Here is a 17,265-nt window from a genome sequence, read left to right on the forward strand (position 1 = left end):
AGGGTTATGATAGTGTCTTATATTTTAGTACAGATAAATACAGGGATATTGAAAGTCGTAAATACATATCCATCCCCTTGCTGATAAATCCGGATCCGAAATCCTCGATCCTTAAACAGATAAAAGTCAGGAACAAATGAAACTAACATTCTAGCCTGATCGTCGCTCAACGCTGAATGGGTAGATAACATGACTATCTCATTACCATTATGAGTGTAATTAAATGATAATTGCTGCGATATTCTCTGGGGCCTCTCTCCTGGCTTACTGAGTTCACCGACTACAGCGACTTCGCCCTCATTACCATTAAAAGTGTATTTAACTTGTACATTGAAGTTTACCTCATTATAGATGAAGTTGATTCTCCCTCGACAAGAAAAGTGATCTGAGTGATAGTCATAGACCATCTTAGCAATATAAGGAGAAAAGGCGAGTGCTGTTAAAAAGACAAAAAACATGAGCGTTTTTTTACCGTTCATTTTTATTCTCTATAATATACAACTTAGTTAAGCAGGACGCAGTATTGTTCGCGCTTTTATCACAAATATGGATGACTGCGCGTGTTCTGAATATATTGATCGCAATATAGGCTAACTGCTCTGGTTGACAGTGGATTTTTTTGTTTTGGATGAAATCTAGATACTCACTACGTGGCCACAAAATAGATGTACTGCTAGCATAAATCTGACACTGGTTCACTTCGCCTATGTGCTGATAGTCGGAAAAAAAGTCTGTATTCTTGCTGGTGTCTTCATGGAAATTTAATAGCAGAAGAGTGAACACACCCAATAGAGTGAATGTGAAAAAAAGCTTCACATATAAATTTTTTTGACTGGAAAATAGTGGCTTGGATGGCGGCAATATTTCTACATCAACCGTATCGGGAGCAAGTTTATCCGTCGATGCTTTTTTGACATTGTCCTGCGCCGACTCAGCAGCAGATCCGGAGTTGCTTTCATCGGGGTAGCTCACTGTACCGGTAAATCGAATTCCTTCCTTTGGCACCGTTTTAATGATGTTTTCTTCAATGCCCGAATTTTTCAATGCCTTACGTAATAAGTGTATATTTTGAAAATAGGTGTTGGCATTAGCAAACTGCCCTTTACTTTCCCAAACTTCATAAACAAAGTCACTTTGACTGATGACAGTTCCTTGGCGTTGCAGTAGCAATAATAAGCATCGGCTAACAGGCACGTTCAAGGAAATGGCAGATCCTTGTTCTCCTATTGGCTGCAAACGATGCTCATCAGACAAAAAGCAAACCTTTCCATTAATAATAAATTTAGTATGCATTTCTAATGCCCTGATTAAAAACAAACCACTCTTCTGTACATAAGCACTGCCTAATTCTAGTGTGATTCAATATTTAATGATAAATATAAATTTAGTAAAAATGAATGTTAATCCAATAAAAACAAGTGTTTAACTAGATTCAGTCAACTGCTTTACTCTATGTTTCTCAACAACCAACTCATCTCTTGCTGACTGGCTCTTTCTACCCAAAATTGACTGTACAGAAACCTTAATAAACTTAAATAAAAAAAGTTAATTACGATAATACGGGATTGTCCCATAGTATTCATCTCACCCAACACAACGGACATAAGCACTGTTGTATGACGGCCAGGAGATAGGATAAATGCTACCGCTGAATAACATGTGTCATATAAATGAAGCTGTTTGTTATATCGAGTCATCTATGGATTTTTAGCCTCATGGTGTGCTGCTCCTATCATGTTGTTAACAAAATCCACTAGGTGTTAACTCTGTGAATATACATTAAAATAACTTTTTATGCTAGCAACGAGAGTGGAGAGGTTTTAAGATGAAAAAACCAATAATTAACATATAACTGAATAAATTAACTGCAATATGCAGAATGATAATAAAAAAACACTAAAACTAACAAACTGGCAATAAAATACTTTGCCATGTGTATGTGATTGCTTTGAGATGAGGATAACCTATATGATCATCATCAATAACCAATCGGTAGAAAAATTGAAAGATATACGCATTTGAATAGGGCTGTATGATTTATGGAAAACGGACTTTTTGGTTTTATTATTGATGATGATATTCAGTTTGATATTTCCAATAAAAGATTAACACGAATCTCAGCAGTGTTCCCTGAGCGCTCAATGATTGTGGGTGCCGTTGCTCTCAATGATGTAATGGTAAGATTTTTGAAATGCCTTTTAACGCGAGTCGCGAAGGGCGAACATACGGTTTCAAAGGAAATTTTCCTAAAGGAAGTTTGGGAAGACTATAATCTCGTTGCATCTAGCCAGCAATTATGGAAGACGATACGGGAATTAAAATTTAAGCTTACCTCTATTGGGTTGAGCCAGGATTTCATTATTAATGTTGGAAAGGTTGGTTACGCATTAAATATCCATACCATTACACCGCTATTTTATCGCTAATCTTGTCGTACCTATGATGCTTTCAGTTGCTTAAGAGATCTTTAATTATAACTTTGTATTTTTCAGATATAAACAAACAGAGGTTACTGGTGGGTTTATATCGAAGTGTATTATAAGTGCAAGCTGATTATGCTTGCATAATATAATGGAAGATCAAAAACAAAACAGATTACTGTCTTGTTTAGAGATAATTTTATCTTATTTTACTAACCCGCCTATATAGGAGGCATTAACATGACAGTACATAATAAATCGCTAACACAAAAGTTATTACCATTCAGTTTATTAGCATTGTTTCCGCTGGCAACTTCATCGTGGGCTGCCGAAGTTGCAGGTGGAACCATTAATTTTAATGGTTCTGTCGTGACTACCGCCTGCGCGGTGAGCAGCGATAGCGCCAATATTAACGTGGATATGGGGCAGGTGAGAGCTGCTACGTTGAGTGCTGCTGCTAGCGAAGCGCCAACGATGAAGAAATTCTCTATTGTTTTGGAAGATTGTGACTCCTCAGTATCTCAGGATGTTGCGGTAACCTTTAGTGGCACCCCAGATAATGATGATCCTGACAGCCTGGCGGTAGGTTCAAATGGCGGAACTGGCACTGCACAAAACGTCGCTGTTCGTCTTTATAGCGAGGAGGGTTCGGTCGTTAAATTGGGTGAAGCCTCTGGCGCTGTAAACTTACGCGATGGCATTAATACATTAAACTTTGGTGCGAAATATTATTCACCTAAAGGTGGTGCTACTGCCGGTGATGCCAGCACTGTAGCTACTTACACTCTGACTTACTCCTAATAGATAGGTCTGGCAGGGATGGCCAGACCTTAAACTTTATTCCAACATCCAGGTGTTTATTATGCGTATTCTGACTACATTTATCTTGTTGATCACTTCTCTGTGCACATCTGTAGTATATGCAGGCGGAGTCGGGTTAGGTGTAACTCGAATGGTTTATTCAGGATCAACTTCACAATCTTTATTAGACGTCAGAAATACTGATAAAGAATTATCATTTCTTATTCAATCTTGGGTTGAAAATGCTGAAGGGCAGCGCTCTAGTGATTTTGTTATCACACCGCCTCTATTTGTTCTTAAGCCAGAAATGGAAAATGCAGTTAAGGTGATGTTTAATGGACAGCCACCAGCTCAAGACCGTGAGACACTTTATTGGATAACCGTCAAGGCGATCCCTCAATCTGATAAGAAAAGTAGTTCTAATACCCTACAGTTTGCCTCTGCGAGTCGTATAAAGTTGTTTTACCGACCAGATGCACTGACAACGAAAACCAATAATGAAGAGTGGAAAAACCTGCGTGGTGAATTTCATAACGGTAAAATAAAAATAATTAATCCGACGCCTTTTTATATTACGACTATTAACATGAAAGTGGACGGAAAAAATGTTAAGCCAATAATGATTCCACCCAAAAATGCAGTGACACTTGAAGAATCATTTAGCAATGCTCGTCAGATTAGTTACCAAACAATCAACGACTATGGTGCCTGGACGCCGGAGAGTTCTCTGGTTTTAACAGTTAGTTAAGTTATTTTTACTATAAAACAATACAACATAAATAAGATTATGTAGGTGAGGATGAAAATAAATCGCGTTCTGCCATCCCTGTGTCTATTTGGAAGTATAGTTCACGCACAGAATGATATTCATTTTAATCCCGCATTTCTTAATGGCGAAAGTGATAGCGTTGCAGATCTATCTTGGGTTAATGATGGGCGTGAGTTACCTGTCGGTGAGTATAATGTCAGTATATACGTAAACGAAGATTACCTATTTACCGGGAATGTGAAGTTTAGCATTAACAATAAGAAAGGTAATTCTTTGCTTGAGCCTTGTTTAACTCTGGACCAGATGAAATCAATGCTCATTGATGTCACTCAAGCTCAGGTGGATTTATCTCTATCCGATGAACAGTGTTATTTCCTAGGTGACTATTTCCCAGACACTGAGTTCTCTTTTGACCAAAATAAGTTGTCGCTTTATTTTAATCTTCCGCAGCGATATATGTTGAATGTACCACGTGGTTATATCAACCCAAAGAGTTGGGAGTATGGTATTTCTTCAGCCTGGCTAAATTACGTCGTTAATGGATCTCGCAATGAATATCATCATGAGACACGGGAAATAGACAATCAGATGTTTATTGGTTTGAACAGCGGAGTGAATTTTGGTCCGTGGCGATTTCGTGATTATTCAACATGGACGAAAAACACGGATGATGGCCTGATGCATGTCCAAACCTGGGTACAGCGTGATTTGCCTGCATTGCAGTCTCAGCTCTATTTGGGGGAGACTCACACCTCCGCACAGATTTTTGGTTCTGTAGGGCTGAGAGGTGTGGCAATGAATACCGATGATAATATGCTGCCAACTAGCCTGAGTGGTTACGCCCCTGAAGTCCGTGGTATTGCTCGCAGCAACGCCACTGTAACTGTACGTCAGAATGGCAACATTATTTATCAGACCCCCGTATCCCCAGGGGAGTTTGTATTAAACGACTTGTATCCGACCTCCTCTGGCGGTGATTTATCCGTTACGATCCAAGAGGCCAATGGTAGTGAAACGTATTATACCGTGCCCTTTGCCAGCGTGCCGAATCTGGTACGCCCAGGACAATTTAAATATGCCACTGGGGTCGGCTATTTTCGTTCGAATGAAAACCAGGACTCCCCTCTTATTATGCAGACTGAAGTTTTCTGGGGCTGGGAATATGGTTTGACGCTCTATGGCGGCGCACAGTTTTCAGAGAATTACACTGGTCTGGCGATGGGGATCGGACAAAACGTTGGGCGCTTGGGCGCATATTCAATGGATGTTATTCATGCTCAAAGTGTACTGGCAGACCGCAATAGTTACAGTGGTGATGCTTTACGTCTGCGTTACAACAAATCGCTTAACGATTATGGGACGAGGATCAATCTAAATTCATGGTTCTTTTCGTCTGATGGCTTCTATGAGCTAAGTGATACCACCTACAAAAGGATGCAAGGTGGAAATGTGGATTTCATAAAGGAGGCTGATGGTTCAATCAGCACCAATTATGAGAATGTCTACGATCTGGCGCTATCACGTAAATCCAGAAATCAGGTCGTTTTGTCACAAAGTATGGGTGATGCCGGCGCGCTGTCGTTGTCGTGGGATAAGCAGACTTACTGGAAATCAGACAAATCCGTTGAGAGTGCGCAATTTGCGTGGAACAACACATTTGGTCGTGTTGCTCTCGGGGCCAGCTACCAGCGTAGTACCAGCCTGCATGACAGTAAAATAGATAATATTTTCTCGTTATCTCTCTCATTACCGTTAGGGGACCCCGCGCTATCAACTCGCGCCAACTACGCGCTGACAAACTCTGATTCATCAGGTTCCATCAGCAATGTGGGCCTTAATGGCTATGTGCCAGGGCAGGAAAATTTATTTTATAGCGCTAACCAACGTTACAGCACCCAGCAACAAAATGGCGGTGATCTTGCCCTGCGTTACCAAGGGGGAAGAGGCGATTACAACCTCGGTTACGGTTATTCCAAGAGCGCTCGCAATCTCAGTTACGGCATGAGTGGTGGCGCCGTGTTGCATGAAGATGGCCTGACATTAAGCCAGCCACTGGGCAATACAAATATTCTGATTAAAGCGGAGGGCGCAAGTGATGTCGCCATCCGTAGTCATCGGGGAGTTAAAACCGACAGTCGTGGCTATGCAGTGATTCCGTATGCAACCCCTTATCGTGTCAATCGGGTCGAAATGGATGTGACGACAGCTGGTGACGGTGTTGAACTGGACAATACCATTATTAGTAAAACACCGACCGAAGGTGCTCTGGTTAGAGCAACAATTCCCACAAAAGTGGGCATGAAAGGGATGTTTTTTGTGCGCCATAAAAACGATGTTCTTCCATTTGGCACTCTTGTTTCGCTAAGTGGCAAGGGCACTAACACCGGTATCGTTGGTGATGAAGGGAGCCTTTATTTGTCTGGGTTGCCACCGCAGGGGATGCTACGGGCGGCTTGGGGAACAGGTAATGATAAAACCTGCACTGCAAGTTATCAGTTGGATCAGAAATATTACAACCCTAAGACTGGTCTCTATTCGCAGGAGTTGGTATGTCAATAATTTCAAGAGTGCCATTACTGGCAATAGTGGCACTTTCGTTTTTACCTTCCCCAGTGCCGGCCTACGATGTGCTGGTATCGGTGACGGGAAAACTGATTGGTAACACCTGTACTGTTTCAACGAATTCGAAAATGCAGACGGTTCCTTTGGGAAATATTGGCACACAACAGTTCGGTGTAAAACACGGAGTTAGCAATATTAAAACCCCCTTTTTCATCAATCTGGAAGAGTGTGGGCCGACGTTTACTGGGGTCAAGGTTCGTTTTATCGGCACGCCGGATAGCAATATAGCCCATCTTATTAAAGTTGAGGAGGGAGGGGCCACCGGCGTTGCTGTTGAGTTACTGAATAGGGCCGAAGAGCCTCTGGCGCTAAATATGCAAACAGATGTTCTGGGCGCCCCCGGTGCGGAGAGTGTGCAGATGAAATTCCACGCACGCCTTACTGCAACTGGCTCACCGGTCACTCCTGGCCCCGTCTCAGCCACTGCCACTTGGGTATTGGAGTATCAATGATAAGGTTATTTCTCACTATTATTTTTTCGCTTTGCTGCATAAATAAGGCTTATGCCTTGGAGTGGAAATCAAATATTACGCTATCGCCACAGCCGATGAGCTATTCAGGTCCAGCTGATTCGGTGAAGCCCGGCAATATTATCGGTTCCACCTGGAGTGCTACGGCATCCGTTCAGCAGGTATTCTGGTGCGGTTATATCTTCAACTGTACAAAAGGCACCATGATGCCGGGCAGCGGTGCCATCTCTACGGGGGCGTCGGTAAATGTCGATGGTGTCAATTACACCATTTTTGAAACTGGAGTGACGGGGGTGGGATTTATTATTGGGGTGAAAGATTTCAACAGCTCCGTCTATATACCGCTGCAGGATGGTCTGACCCAGACATACCCGGCCCCCGGAACCAGCAGCTCCACGCCGGATTTGGGTTGGGCGGCGAAAGTGACGTTTATCAAAACGGGTCATACACTCACATCTGGTGTCTACCAGACAAGTACTATTGATGCTGCCGTGTTGACGGCCTATAACAATGAGGTGAAAACTGCACGTGTGATCATCAATCCTGTCAACATCACGGTGCAAGCATCAGGATGTACTGTCATGACCAAGGCCGCAGATGTGGATCTTGGGACGATTGATGTCCGCACGCTACCTTCAGTCGGCAGCACATCCGCTTTTGGCAATTTCAACATCACACTGGGCTGTGATGAAAATATTGCTGTGAACGCAGTGATGACAGATCAGGCTAAACCGGCGAACAGCTCCTCAGTGGTGTCATTAACCAGCGACTCAACTGCCGCCGGTGTCGGTGTGGAGTTCTTCTATAACGGTAATGGCCCGCTGATGCTAGGTCCGGACAGTTCGGCTTCAGCAACACTTAATCAATTTTTTGTTCAAACCACCGGTCAGGCACAAACACTGACACTGCCTTTCCAGGCGCGGTATATTCGGACGGGGAGTTTACAACCTGGCACTGCAAATGCGCTTGCCAGCATTACATTCTCTTATCAATAGATCAGGATGAATTAACCATTATTGTAGAAGGAGCCTGAGTCGCGCGGTTGAGGCTCCCAAAGCAAAAATATGCAGCCCGATAGTCGTCACTTAATTCCGTTTCAATCGCCGCGGTTTGGTGGGGCTTTGTGTTCCGGTCAGACCCGGCATGGCTTGGCGCATAATATCAAGAAATGCCCGCAAAAATTCGCGTCAACAGCAATACCGAAGGTAGCGATATGGCGGCGGCGCGCCCGTTGATTTGCATCAACAGTAAGTTGCCCGACAATTGTCCCATCAATACATGCCACCAGATTATGAACTCCTGTCGGAATATCTTTGATCTTTTTAGCCCACATCTCTTGTGGCGGCAGGGGAAGTTGTAACGTGTCACGATAAACCTGTGGATGAGAAAACAGCTGCTGCAAGGCTTGATAGTCAGTGGATTCGACATGGCGTATCTGCACATTCTCCATAAGCATATCCTTACTCTTAGTGTTTGAATAATTTGATAAAAAGTCGGATTACTGGCCCGGTTAAATAATATTGCCATTGGCTAAAAAAAACACTTTACAAGTGAGAGTGATAATGATTATCATTGTCGTGCTTTCAGATGAGGCCACCAAAGTTTAGGTGTTCTCATTACGAAGGCACGACATTGCTCACATTGCTTCCAGTGTTTACTTAGCCAGCCGGGTGCTGGCTTTTTTTTTTGCTGTTTTTCGCTATTTGCTCTGTGAATCATGAGCCTGCAAACTACCATGCTCAAGTTATCTCGACGTCCCCTCCCTCTAATGACTGCAAATTCAAATCATTTATGTTTCAGCTGACTAATCAGTCGAATTTTTTGAACAGAGGAGTGAGTTTTTTGCGCTTTCATATTCTCCCGCGACATCTAGACTAAAGAAAACGTTGAGGAGAACTGAATATGATTTTTTTACGCAAAGCAGAAGAGCGTGGCCATGCTAATCACGGTTGGCTGGACAGCTGGCATACCTTCTCATTCGCCGACTATTACGATCCAGAATTTATGGGTTTTTCAGCACTGCGGGTGATTAACGAAGATGTTATCGACGCCGGTCAGGGATTTGGCACTCATCCACATAAAGATATGGAAATCCTGACTTATGTGCTGTCCGGTACTGTAGAGCACCAGGATAGCATGGGTAACAAAGAACAAATTCATGCGGGTGAGTTCCAGATTATGAGCGCCGGTACTGGTATCCGCCATTCAGAATATAATGGTCGGGATGACCAGCCACTGCACCTATACCAGATTTGGATTATTCCAAATAAAACAGGTTTAGCGCCGCGTTATGAGCAGCAGATGTTCGACATCCCACAAGGGCGGCAGCTCGTGCTGTCACCGGATGCCCGTGATGGTTCGCTGAAAGTGTTCCAGGATATGACATTGTGGCGCTGGGCACTGAAGCGCGAAGAGCAGTCAATTTACCAGATTCAGGCAGAGCGCCGCATTTGGATACAGGTGGTGCGTGGTAAAGTCTCCATCAATGGTCACCATGCCAGTACCAGCGATGCATTCGCTATCTGGGATGAAACAGCACTGTCTATTCATGCAGATGAAGATAGCGAGATCTTGCTGTTTGATCTGCCACCGGTATAAGTTTTTCGCCTAATTAATAAAGGGTATGCGCATCGCGCTATACCCTTTTTAATCGGCGCTACAGCGTTGTTAGCGGCTCTCGCTACTTGGCCCATCCTTGGCTGCGAGGCCGCTGCAAGCAGCGTTCAAATCTGCTCCCAGCAGATTTGTCACCCGAATCACTTACTGATGTAGCTCATCGCGATTTACTCGTTTGCTGCCTAGCGGTAACGCCAATTACTTTGGGTATATACCCTTATTCTTTGCTAGAATGACATCCCGTTTACTCTGCCTCAGTTCATTGATAATGAAGAAAAAAAGGCCAGTGCTACAAGATGTCGCTGATATGGTGGGAGTCACTAAAATGACTGTCAGCCGCTATTTGCGTAATCCAGAACAGGTTTCCGCACTCTTGCAGGAAAAAATCGCGCTAGCACTAGATGAACTGGGCTATATCCCCAACCGCGCCCCCGATATCCTTTCAAACGCGACCAGCCATGCCATTGGTGTGTTGCTGCCGTCATTAACTAATCAGGTTTTTGCCGAGGTGTTGCGCGGTATTGAGAGTGTGACGGATGCCCATGGTTACCAAACCATGCTGGCACATTATGGCTATCAGAAAGAGCGTGAGGAGCAGCGGCTGACCTCACTACTCTCCTATAATATTGATGGGCTGATTCTCTCCGAGCGCCACCATACTGCCCGCACATTGAAAATGATTGAGGTTGCGGGCATTCCTGTTATTGAGCTGATGGATTGTTCTTCTCCGTGCATTGATTTGGCTGTGGGGTTTAATAACTTTGAAGCCGCGAGACAGATGACGCAGCAAATTATCGCCAAAGGCCATCAATACGTGGTCTATTTTGGTGCGCGTCAGGATGAGCGGACGGTGATTAAACAGCAAGGTTATGAGCAGGCGATGCGTGAGTCAGGTCTGGTGCCGATGAGTGTTATGACCAGCCGATCCTCATCCTATTCCGCCGGGGCTGAGCTATTGATTGAGGCACAGGCGAGTTATCCGCAGATTGACAGTATTTTCTGTACCAATGATGACTTGGCAATTGGTGCGGTATTTGAGTGCCAGCGCCAGGGTTTATCTATCCCCCGTGATATGGCGATAGCCGGTTTCCATGGTCATGATATTGGGCAGTCGATGGTGCCGAAGCTCGCCAGTGTGCTGACCCCGCGCGAAAGAATGGGGCAAATCGGTGCCGAGCGTTTGTTGGCACGGCTGCGCGGAGAGGTGGTCACACCCAAGATGGTTGACGTAGGTTTCACCATCCTCCCCGGCGGCAGTATTTAACTCACTATTTGCTAAGCTATTATTGCCTAGATCACCATCGACAACAGCAGGCAACCGACCAGACCACAGACTGAAATAATGGTTTCCAGCACCGACCACGATTTAAAGGTTTCGACGATGGTCAGGTTGAAGTACTCCTTGAATAGCCAGAAACCCGGATCGTTTACGTGAGAGAAAATTACACTGCCGGAACCGACGGCAATCACCATTAGCTCAGGGCTGGCGCCGGTGGTGGCGATTAAAGGTGCTACGATACCGCCTGCGGTAATAGCCGCAACTGTCGCCGAACCCAGCGCGATACGCAGAACTGCCGCAATGGTCCATGCCATCAGAATTGGTGATAAGCCGCTGCTATTCATCATGCCAGCAATGTAATGGTCAACGCCGCTGTCGACTAAAACCTGCTTGAAAGCTCCGCCCCCGCCAATCACCAATAGCATCATCGCGATGATTTTAATGGAGTCGCTGACGGTATCCATCACTGATTCCATTGAGCGGCCACGGTTTAAGCCAAAGGTGAAAATTGCGATCAGCACAGCAATCAGTGTGGCGATGACCGGGTCACCGAAGAACTCTGCATAAGAGAGAATTGGGTGGCCTTTTGGCAAAATCATCTCTGCCACTGCCCGCAGCGCCATCAGAATGACGGGAACCAGCGCGGTACTGACACTGACACCAAAGCTCGGCATCTCTGCGTCGGTGAAGGTTTTCGGGTTATACAGCCCCTCAGGAACCGGCTTATCAATCCCTTTCAGAAAACGCGCAAATACCGGGCCGGCCAGAATCACCGTTGGGATGGCCAGTAATGTCCCGTACAGCAGGGTTTTACCCATATCGGCGTGGAAAATGGTGGCAATGGCGGTGGGGCCTGGGTGAGGTGGCAGGAAACCGTGCGTCACTGATAGTGCTGCGGCCATTGGCACGCCTACATACAGTAGCGGAATACGTGCTGAGGCTGCGATACTGAATACTAATGGCAGCAACAATACGAAGCCGACTTCATAGAACAGGGCAAAACCCACGGTGAAACCGGTCAGTACCACAGCCCACTGAATGTGTTTCTTACCGAATTTATCAATCAGGGTGGTCGCAATTCGTTGAGCGCCGCCGCAGTCGGCCAGTAATTTGCCGAGCATGGCACCGAAGCCCATAATCAGCGCCAGACTGCCTAGTGTTCCGCCCACCCCAGCTTTGATTGAGCTGACCACTTTATCGACGGGCATCCCTTGCATGACACCTACCGCCAGCGCGACCAGTATCAGGGAGATAAATCCGTTGAGCTTGAAACGGATCATCAGTAACAGCAGCATGGCAACGCCAACCGCAACAATGACTAATGGCATGGTATTTCTCCACTTACGTTAGATAGGTATCTATTTTAGTTATCGTTTTTAGCCATCTTCACAGGTAGTAGGGGAAGGAAGGTGACCCTTGTTTTATTATTTACACTCAGCCTTTTTGGCCTGCGTGATGGTGCGATTGAGTTTAATAACGATGCTCTATTCGGTGTGATAAAAGTTCTATGTGATAAAAGTCACACCGCCATTTGTTACCGGTATCATGATACCGGTAACATGGTAAAGTACGGAACCATAGAGAGCGGTAAAATTCCCATTCTGAGATAGAGATCAAAATTATGGCAGGACATAGCATTATCGTGATGGGCGTATCGGGCAGCGGTAAAACCACGGTGGGAGAAGCTGTGGCCCGCCAAATTGATGCCAAATTTATTGATGGCGACGACCTGCATCCTCGCGCCAATATTCAGAAAATGGGCAGTGGGCATCCTCTCAATGATGAGGATCGTATGCCGTGGCTGGAGCGCCTGAGTGATGCGGCCTATAGCCTGAACCATAAAAATGAAACTGGCATTATTGTCTGCTCAGCACTGAAACGCCGCTATCGCAATCGCCTGCGGGAGGGTAATCAGGGAATGGTATTTTTATACCTAAAAGGCAGTTTTGACGTCATCATGGAGCGGCTCAAAGCACGGTCCGGCCACTTTATGCCAACCGACCTACTGAAAAGTCAGTTTGAAGCACTGGAAGAGCCAGGTGCAGAGGAGCCGGATGTGGTTTGCGTGGATATTGATGCAGATATTGATGAGGTGGTGCGGCGCTGTGTGTCAGCATTGGAAGGGCGGAACTGAACCACTCTCACCGTCAACGGCTGAAAATTCAAAGCGGGCAGTGCGCCCCGCTTTGGTTATCACATTGGTGGGTAGAGCTTATTTGCTCAAATACGCCCGCACGCCATCTAAAAACATCTGCGTCGATAGCATCACCAAAATTAACCCCATCAGCCGCTCCAGCGCACTGACCCCTTTATTCCCGAGCAAGCGCAGGAACAGATTCGACATCAATAAAATCGCAGCGGATAAACCCCAGGCAATCATCAATGCCAGCACCAAGTGGCTGAGTTGATTAGGATATTGATGCGATAACAGCATCAGCGTCGCCAAAATGGATGGGCCTGCGACTAAGGGAATGGCCAGCGGCACCAGGAAGGGTTCCTCCCCAGCCGATAGCCCGGTGACACTGCTTTCGGGTGAAGGGAAAATCATCTTAATGGCGATTAAAAACAAAATGATACCGCCAGATATCGACACAGTTTCGGTTCGCAGATTCAGGAACGCCAGAATCTTCTCACCCGCAAACAGGAAAATCAGCATCAATACGAGTGCGATTAGCAATTCGCGGATCAATACCACTCGCCGCCGTTTCGGCTCCAGATGCTTGAGCACCGACATAAAAATCGGTAAGTTTCCTAGTGGGTCCATAATCAAAAACAGCAATACAGTTGCTGCAATCATCTCTGTCATTATTACCTCAAAATAATCAAAACGACTGGCGTTTCCAGCCAGTCAAAGTCACATATTAGGAAGATTGCTTTGAATCATTCTGGTATCGAATAATTTAACTTGCCACTTTGTCCATATTTTGTAAGGTGGTATGACGTCTATCTTAGTCAGTCTGCTATACCCTATACAACGTGTAGATGACAAGAGAGCTATCCATTAATCGGTGTCACCCTCCAAGGCAGGACAGTAAACATGAAAAACGTTGGTTTTATCGGCTGGCGCGGTATGGTCGGCTCAGTCCTCATGCAACGCATGATTGAAGAACGCGACTTTGACGGTATCCGCCCGGTCTTTTTCTCTACCTCTCAACACGGTCAGGTTGCGCCGACATTCACCGGCCAGCAGGGCACGTTGCAAGATGCTTTTGATATTGATGCATTGAGTGCATTGGATATTATTATCACCTGCCAGGGGGGGGATTATACCAACGAAGTTTATCCAAAGCTGCGTAAAGCGGGCTGGCAGGGTTATTGGATTGATGCGGCTTCTTCACTGCGGATGCAAGATGACGCGATCATCATTCTTGACCCGGTTAACCACGATGTAATTAAGCAGGGTCTGGATAAAGGCATCAAGACTTTTGCTGGTGGTAACTGTACTGTCAGCCTGATGCTGATGTCTCTGGGGGGGCTGTTTGCGAATAATTTGGTTGAGTGGGCATCGGTTGCCACTTACCAGGCGGCATCCGGCGGCGGCGCGCGTCATATGCGCGAGTTGCTGACGCAAATGGGTATGTTGCATGCTGGGGTGGCAAAAGAGTTGCAGGACCCTGCATCGGCCATTTTGGATATTGAACGTAAAGTGACCGCCGCCACCCGCAGTGGTACTTTGCCGACGGATAACTTTGGTGTGCCGCTGGCTGGCAGCTTGATCCCATGGATCGACAAAGCGCTAGATAATGGTCAGAGCCGCGAAGAGTGGAAAGGCCAGGCTGAGACAAATAAAATTCTGAATACTGGCAGCGTGATCCCGGTTGATGGGCTGTGTGTTCGCATCGGCGCACTGCGCTGTCATAGCCAGGCATTCACCCTGAAACTGAAAAAAGATGTACCATTGCCGGAAATCGAGCAACTGCTAGCGACACACAATGATTGGGTTCGCGTTATTCCGAACGACCGCGAGCTGAGTATGCGTGAACTGACCCCTGCGGCCGTCACCGGTACACTGAACACCCCAGTTGGCCGCCTGCGTAAACTGAATATGGGGCCGGAATATCTCTCCGCCTTTACCGTCGGTGACCAGTTGCTATGGGGCGCGGCAGAACCACTGCGCCGTATGCTGCGGATTTTGCTGTAATCAGTTGTTCAGCGTGATCGGATAGCAATAAATCACCCAAAAGCCCTGATCCAATGGTCAGGGTTTTTTTAACTTAATTGATAATATGAATGTATAGCTGGCATTTGATTTTTGCATTGAATATATATTTAAATCATGTGTGATTAGATATGGTGGTATTATCTCGAAATATAGGGAAGAAGATGTTTATGATATAGGATGTCACCATGAAAAAAATCTATTACACATTCATTGCAATAGTAATATGTGTTATCTATTTGATTAAGTCATCACCCAAAATAATTATTCCACCACAGAATTATAATATTTTGAATCCAGGCACGGTAAAACAACCCGATTATTATCAGCAATAACCCGAGTGATCACTGCTCATCAACCATTGCTTCAGTTGATCGTGTTATTACCTTGGCTTGAGTGGGAGAGGTCACTCACTCGCCGTAATAAAGGGTAATTTAATAATAATCCGAGTGAATTTTTCCACCTCACTAATAACAGTGACGCCATACTCCTTGCCATAGCGGACTTTAATTCGTCGATCGACCAGATTCATCCCCAAGCCATCACCATTAGGGCGCGGTTGATACAATCCGGCATTATCTTCCACCGCCAATATAAGTACGCTGTTATCCAGTTTACCGTGCAAGGTAATTCGCCCATGGCTGAACATCTGTGATGTCCCGTGCTTAATCGCATTTTCGACCACCGGTTGCAGGGAGAATGCGGGTAATCGGGCCTCCATTAATTCATCCGGCAATGCTATTTCAACACTCAGACGATCAGCAAAGCGCGCCTTTTCTATTTCCAGATACGCCTTCACATGTTCAATTTCATCACTCAGCGTCACCACATCGTGGCTGCGTTTAAGATTCTTGCGAAAGAATGTCGACAGTGAGAGCACCAGCTTGCGGGCATGGTCTGGATTACGGCGGATTACCACTGACAAAGTATTTAATGCATTAAACAGAAAATGAGGATTGACCTGCGCGTGGAGCAATTTTATTTCGGATTGCGCCAGTAGTTGTTTCTGCTGTTCAAATTCACCGGCCAGAATCTGTGCCGATAGCAGGTGAGCAATGCCTTCGCCCAGTGTGCGGTTAATACTGGAGAACAATTTACTTTTTGGCTCATACAGCTTGATGCTGCCAATCACCCGATGCTCTTCGCCCCGCAAGGGGATAACCAGTGTGGAGCCAAGCTTGCAACTGGGGGAGATGGAGCAGGTATAGGGCACCGCGTTGCCATCGGCATAGACCACCTGATTCAGCTCAATCGCCCGGTGGGTGTGGTCTGAGGTGATAGCACTGCCGACCTGATGATGGTCAGAACCGGTGCCGATAAAAGCCAGCAGCTTCTCACGGTCAGTGATGGCAACTGCGCCAACACCCAGCTCCTCATACAAAATACGCGCCACCCGCATACTGTTTTGCTGGTCAAAACCATGACGTAGTAACCCCTCCGCCCGCGCAGCTATTTGCAAGGCTTTGGCTGAAAATGCGGTGGTATATTTTTCGAAAATAGCTCGCCTATCCAATAAGATGCGCATAAACATGGCAGCACCAATGGTATTGGTGATCATCATCGGCAGGGCAATGTTCTCGACCAGTTCGACGGCCTCATTGAATGGGCGGGCAACGGCCAGAATAATCAGCATTTGCAGGACTTCAGCCACCAGTGTCACCCCAGCAACTACCAGTGGTTGGAACAGCAGATCAAGGCGGTTTTTACGGATCAGATAGCTGTGAAGCAAGCCGCCTAATAGCCCTTCGGCGACGGTGGATAGCATACAGGCGCTGGCCGTCATCCCGCCCATGGAGTAGCGGTGTAACCCGCCAGTCAACCCCACCAGAAACCCGACCGACGGCCCTCCCAGAACACCCCCCAACACCGCACCAATGGCACGGGTATTGGCGATTGAGTCCTCAATATGCAAGCCAAAGTAGGTGCCCATGATGCAAAACATGGAGAAGGTGAGGTAGCACACCAGTTTGTGGGGCAACCGGATAGTCACCTGCATTAAAGGGATAAACAGCGGCGTTTTACTCAACAGATAGGCAATAACCAGATAGACACACATCTGTTGCAGAAGGGAAAAAATCAGTTCGACCTGGCTGACGCCCATGTTAGATGACCACAATATTGTCTGGGAT

15 protein-coding genes and 1 pseudogene are annotated in these 17,265 nt (G+C 46.1%); 10 read left to right on the top strand and 6 right to left on the bottom strand.

What is annotated here, in order from left to right:
- Positions 1-17 precede the first annotated feature (17 nt).
- Positions 18-479 (bottom strand): hypothetical protein, encoded by a 462-nt coding sequence (locus FFE93_RS00545; protein WP_138774683.1) that lies wholly within the window; start codon positions 477-479, stop codon positions 18-20.
- A complete protein-coding gene (locus FFE93_RS00550) occupies positions 469-1,293 on the bottom strand; it encodes a transcriptional regulator (protein WP_138774684.1) in 825 nt (274 codons plus the stop codon). The genes FFE93_RS00545 and FFE93_RS00550 overlap by 11 nt, the downstream gene beginning before the upstream one ends.
- Positions 1,294-2,039: 746 nt before the next feature.
- Between FFE93_RS00550 and FFE93_RS00555 the strand changes: the two genes are divergently transcribed.
- From FFE93_RS00555 to FFE93_RS00580, 6 genes are all read left to right on the top strand, one after another.
- On the top strand, positions 2,040-2,426 hold the full coding sequence (locus FFE93_RS00555) for a transcriptional regulator (RefSeq protein WP_032897571.1): 387 nt from the start codon (positions 2,040-2,042) through the stop codon (positions 2,424-2,426).
- Between the two features lie 234 nt (positions 2,427-2,660).
- Complete coding sequence (locus FFE93_RS00560; protein ID WP_005273547.1) at positions 2,661-3,221, top strand: fimbrial protein; 561 nt, start codon at positions 2,661-2,663, stop codon at positions 3,219-3,221.
- 61 nt (positions 3,222-3,282) lie between these two features.
- Positions 3,283-3,969, top strand: a complete 687-nt coding sequence (locus FFE93_RS00565) for a molecular chaperone (RefSeq protein WP_005273550.1) — start codon at positions 3,283-3,285, stop codon at positions 3,967-3,969.
- A gap of 51 nt (positions 3,970-4,020) precedes the next feature.
- Positions 4,021-6,549 (top strand): fimbria/pilus outer membrane usher protein, encoded by a 2,529-nt coding sequence (locus FFE93_RS00570; RefSeq protein ID WP_138774685.1) that lies wholly within the window; start codon positions 4,021-4,023, stop codon positions 6,547-6,549.
- The gene (locus FFE93_RS00575; RefSeq protein WP_057648078.1) at positions 6,540-7,064 is read left to right on the top strand and encodes a fimbrial protein; all 525 of its coding nucleotides are present in this window, start codon (positions 6,540-6,542) and stop codon (positions 7,062-7,064) included. Before FFE93_RS00570 ends, FFE93_RS00575 begins: the two co-directional genes overlap by 10 nt.
- The gene (locus FFE93_RS00580; protein ID WP_049601192.1) at positions 7,061-8,077 is read left to right on the top strand and encodes a fimbrial protein; all 1,017 of its coding nucleotides are present in this window, start codon (positions 7,061-7,063) and stop codon (positions 8,075-8,077) included. The genes FFE93_RS00575 and FFE93_RS00580 overlap by 4 nt, the downstream gene beginning before the upstream one ends.
- A gap of 179 nt (positions 8,078-8,256) precedes the next feature.
- Here the strand turns inward: FFE93_RS00580 and FFE93_RS00585 are convergent.
- Positions 8,257-8,532 (bottom strand): annotated as a pseudogene (locus FFE93_RS00585) (GNAT family acetyltransferase); the annotation flags it as partial.
- A 452-nt stretch (positions 8,533-8,984) separates the two neighbouring features.
- On the opposite strand from FFE93_RS00585, the gene FFE93_RS00590 reads away from it, so the two are divergent.
- Together FFE93_RS00590 and gntR are read left to right on the top strand one after the other, a co-directional pair.
- Positions 8,985-9,680, top strand: coding sequence for a pirin family protein (locus FFE93_RS00590; RefSeq protein WP_005273565.1), 696 nt, complete (start codon positions 8,985-8,987; stop codon positions 9,678-9,680).
- A 286-nt stretch (positions 9,681-9,966) separates the two neighbouring features.
- Positions 9,967-10,962: a gluconate operon transcriptional repressor GntR gene (gene gntR / locus FFE93_RS00595; protein WP_032897578.1), complete on the top strand. Its 996-nt coding sequence runs from the start codon at positions 9,967-9,969 to the stop codon at positions 10,960-10,962.
- 26 nt (positions 10,963-10,988) lie between these two features.
- Here gntR and gntT read toward each other — a convergent pair whose 3' ends face one another.
- Entirely contained in the window at positions 10,989-12,305 is a 1,317-nt protein-coding gene (gene gntT, locus FFE93_RS00600) for a gluconate transporter (protein ID WP_005273570.1), read from the bottom strand.
- 293 nt (positions 12,306-12,598) lie between these two features.
- Here gntT and FFE93_RS00605 point away from each other — a divergent pair, with 293 nt between their 5' ends.
- On the top strand, positions 12,599-13,111 hold the full coding sequence (locus tag FFE93_RS00605) for a gluconokinase (RefSeq protein ID WP_005273573.1): 513 nt from the start codon (positions 12,599-12,601) through the stop codon (positions 13,109-13,111).
- Positions 13,112-13,189: 78 nt separating this feature from the next.
- Here FFE93_RS00605 and FFE93_RS00610 read toward each other — a convergent pair whose 3' ends face one another.
- A complete protein-coding gene (locus FFE93_RS00610; RefSeq protein WP_005273576.1) occupies positions 13,190-13,783 on the bottom strand; it encodes a YhgN family NAAT transporter in 594 nt (197 codons plus the stop codon).
- A gap of 231 nt (positions 13,784-14,014) precedes the next feature.
- On the opposite strand from FFE93_RS00610, the gene asd reads away from it, so the two are divergent.
- Positions 14,015-15,118 carry an aspartate-semialdehyde dehydrogenase gene (gene asd / locus FFE93_RS00615; protein ID WP_005273580.1) on the top strand — a complete coding sequence of 368 codons (1,104 nt, stop codon included), beginning with the start codon at positions 14,015-14,017 and terminating at the stop codon, positions 15,116-15,118.
- A 424-nt stretch (positions 15,119-15,542) separates the two neighbouring features.
- On the opposite strand, the gene FFE93_RS00620 is transcribed toward asd, so the two are convergent.
- Positions 15,543-17,237, bottom strand: a complete 1,695-nt coding sequence (locus FFE93_RS00620) for a sensor histidine kinase (RefSeq protein WP_005273586.1) — start codon at positions 17,235-17,237, stop codon at positions 15,543-15,545.
- Positions 17,238-17,265: the final 28 nt, after the last annotated feature.

The organism is Yersinia sp. KBS0713, assembly GCF_005937895.2.
Taxonomy (GTDB): domain Bacteria; phylum Pseudomonadota; class Gammaproteobacteria; order Enterobacterales; family Enterobacteriaceae; genus Yersinia; species Yersinia bercovieri.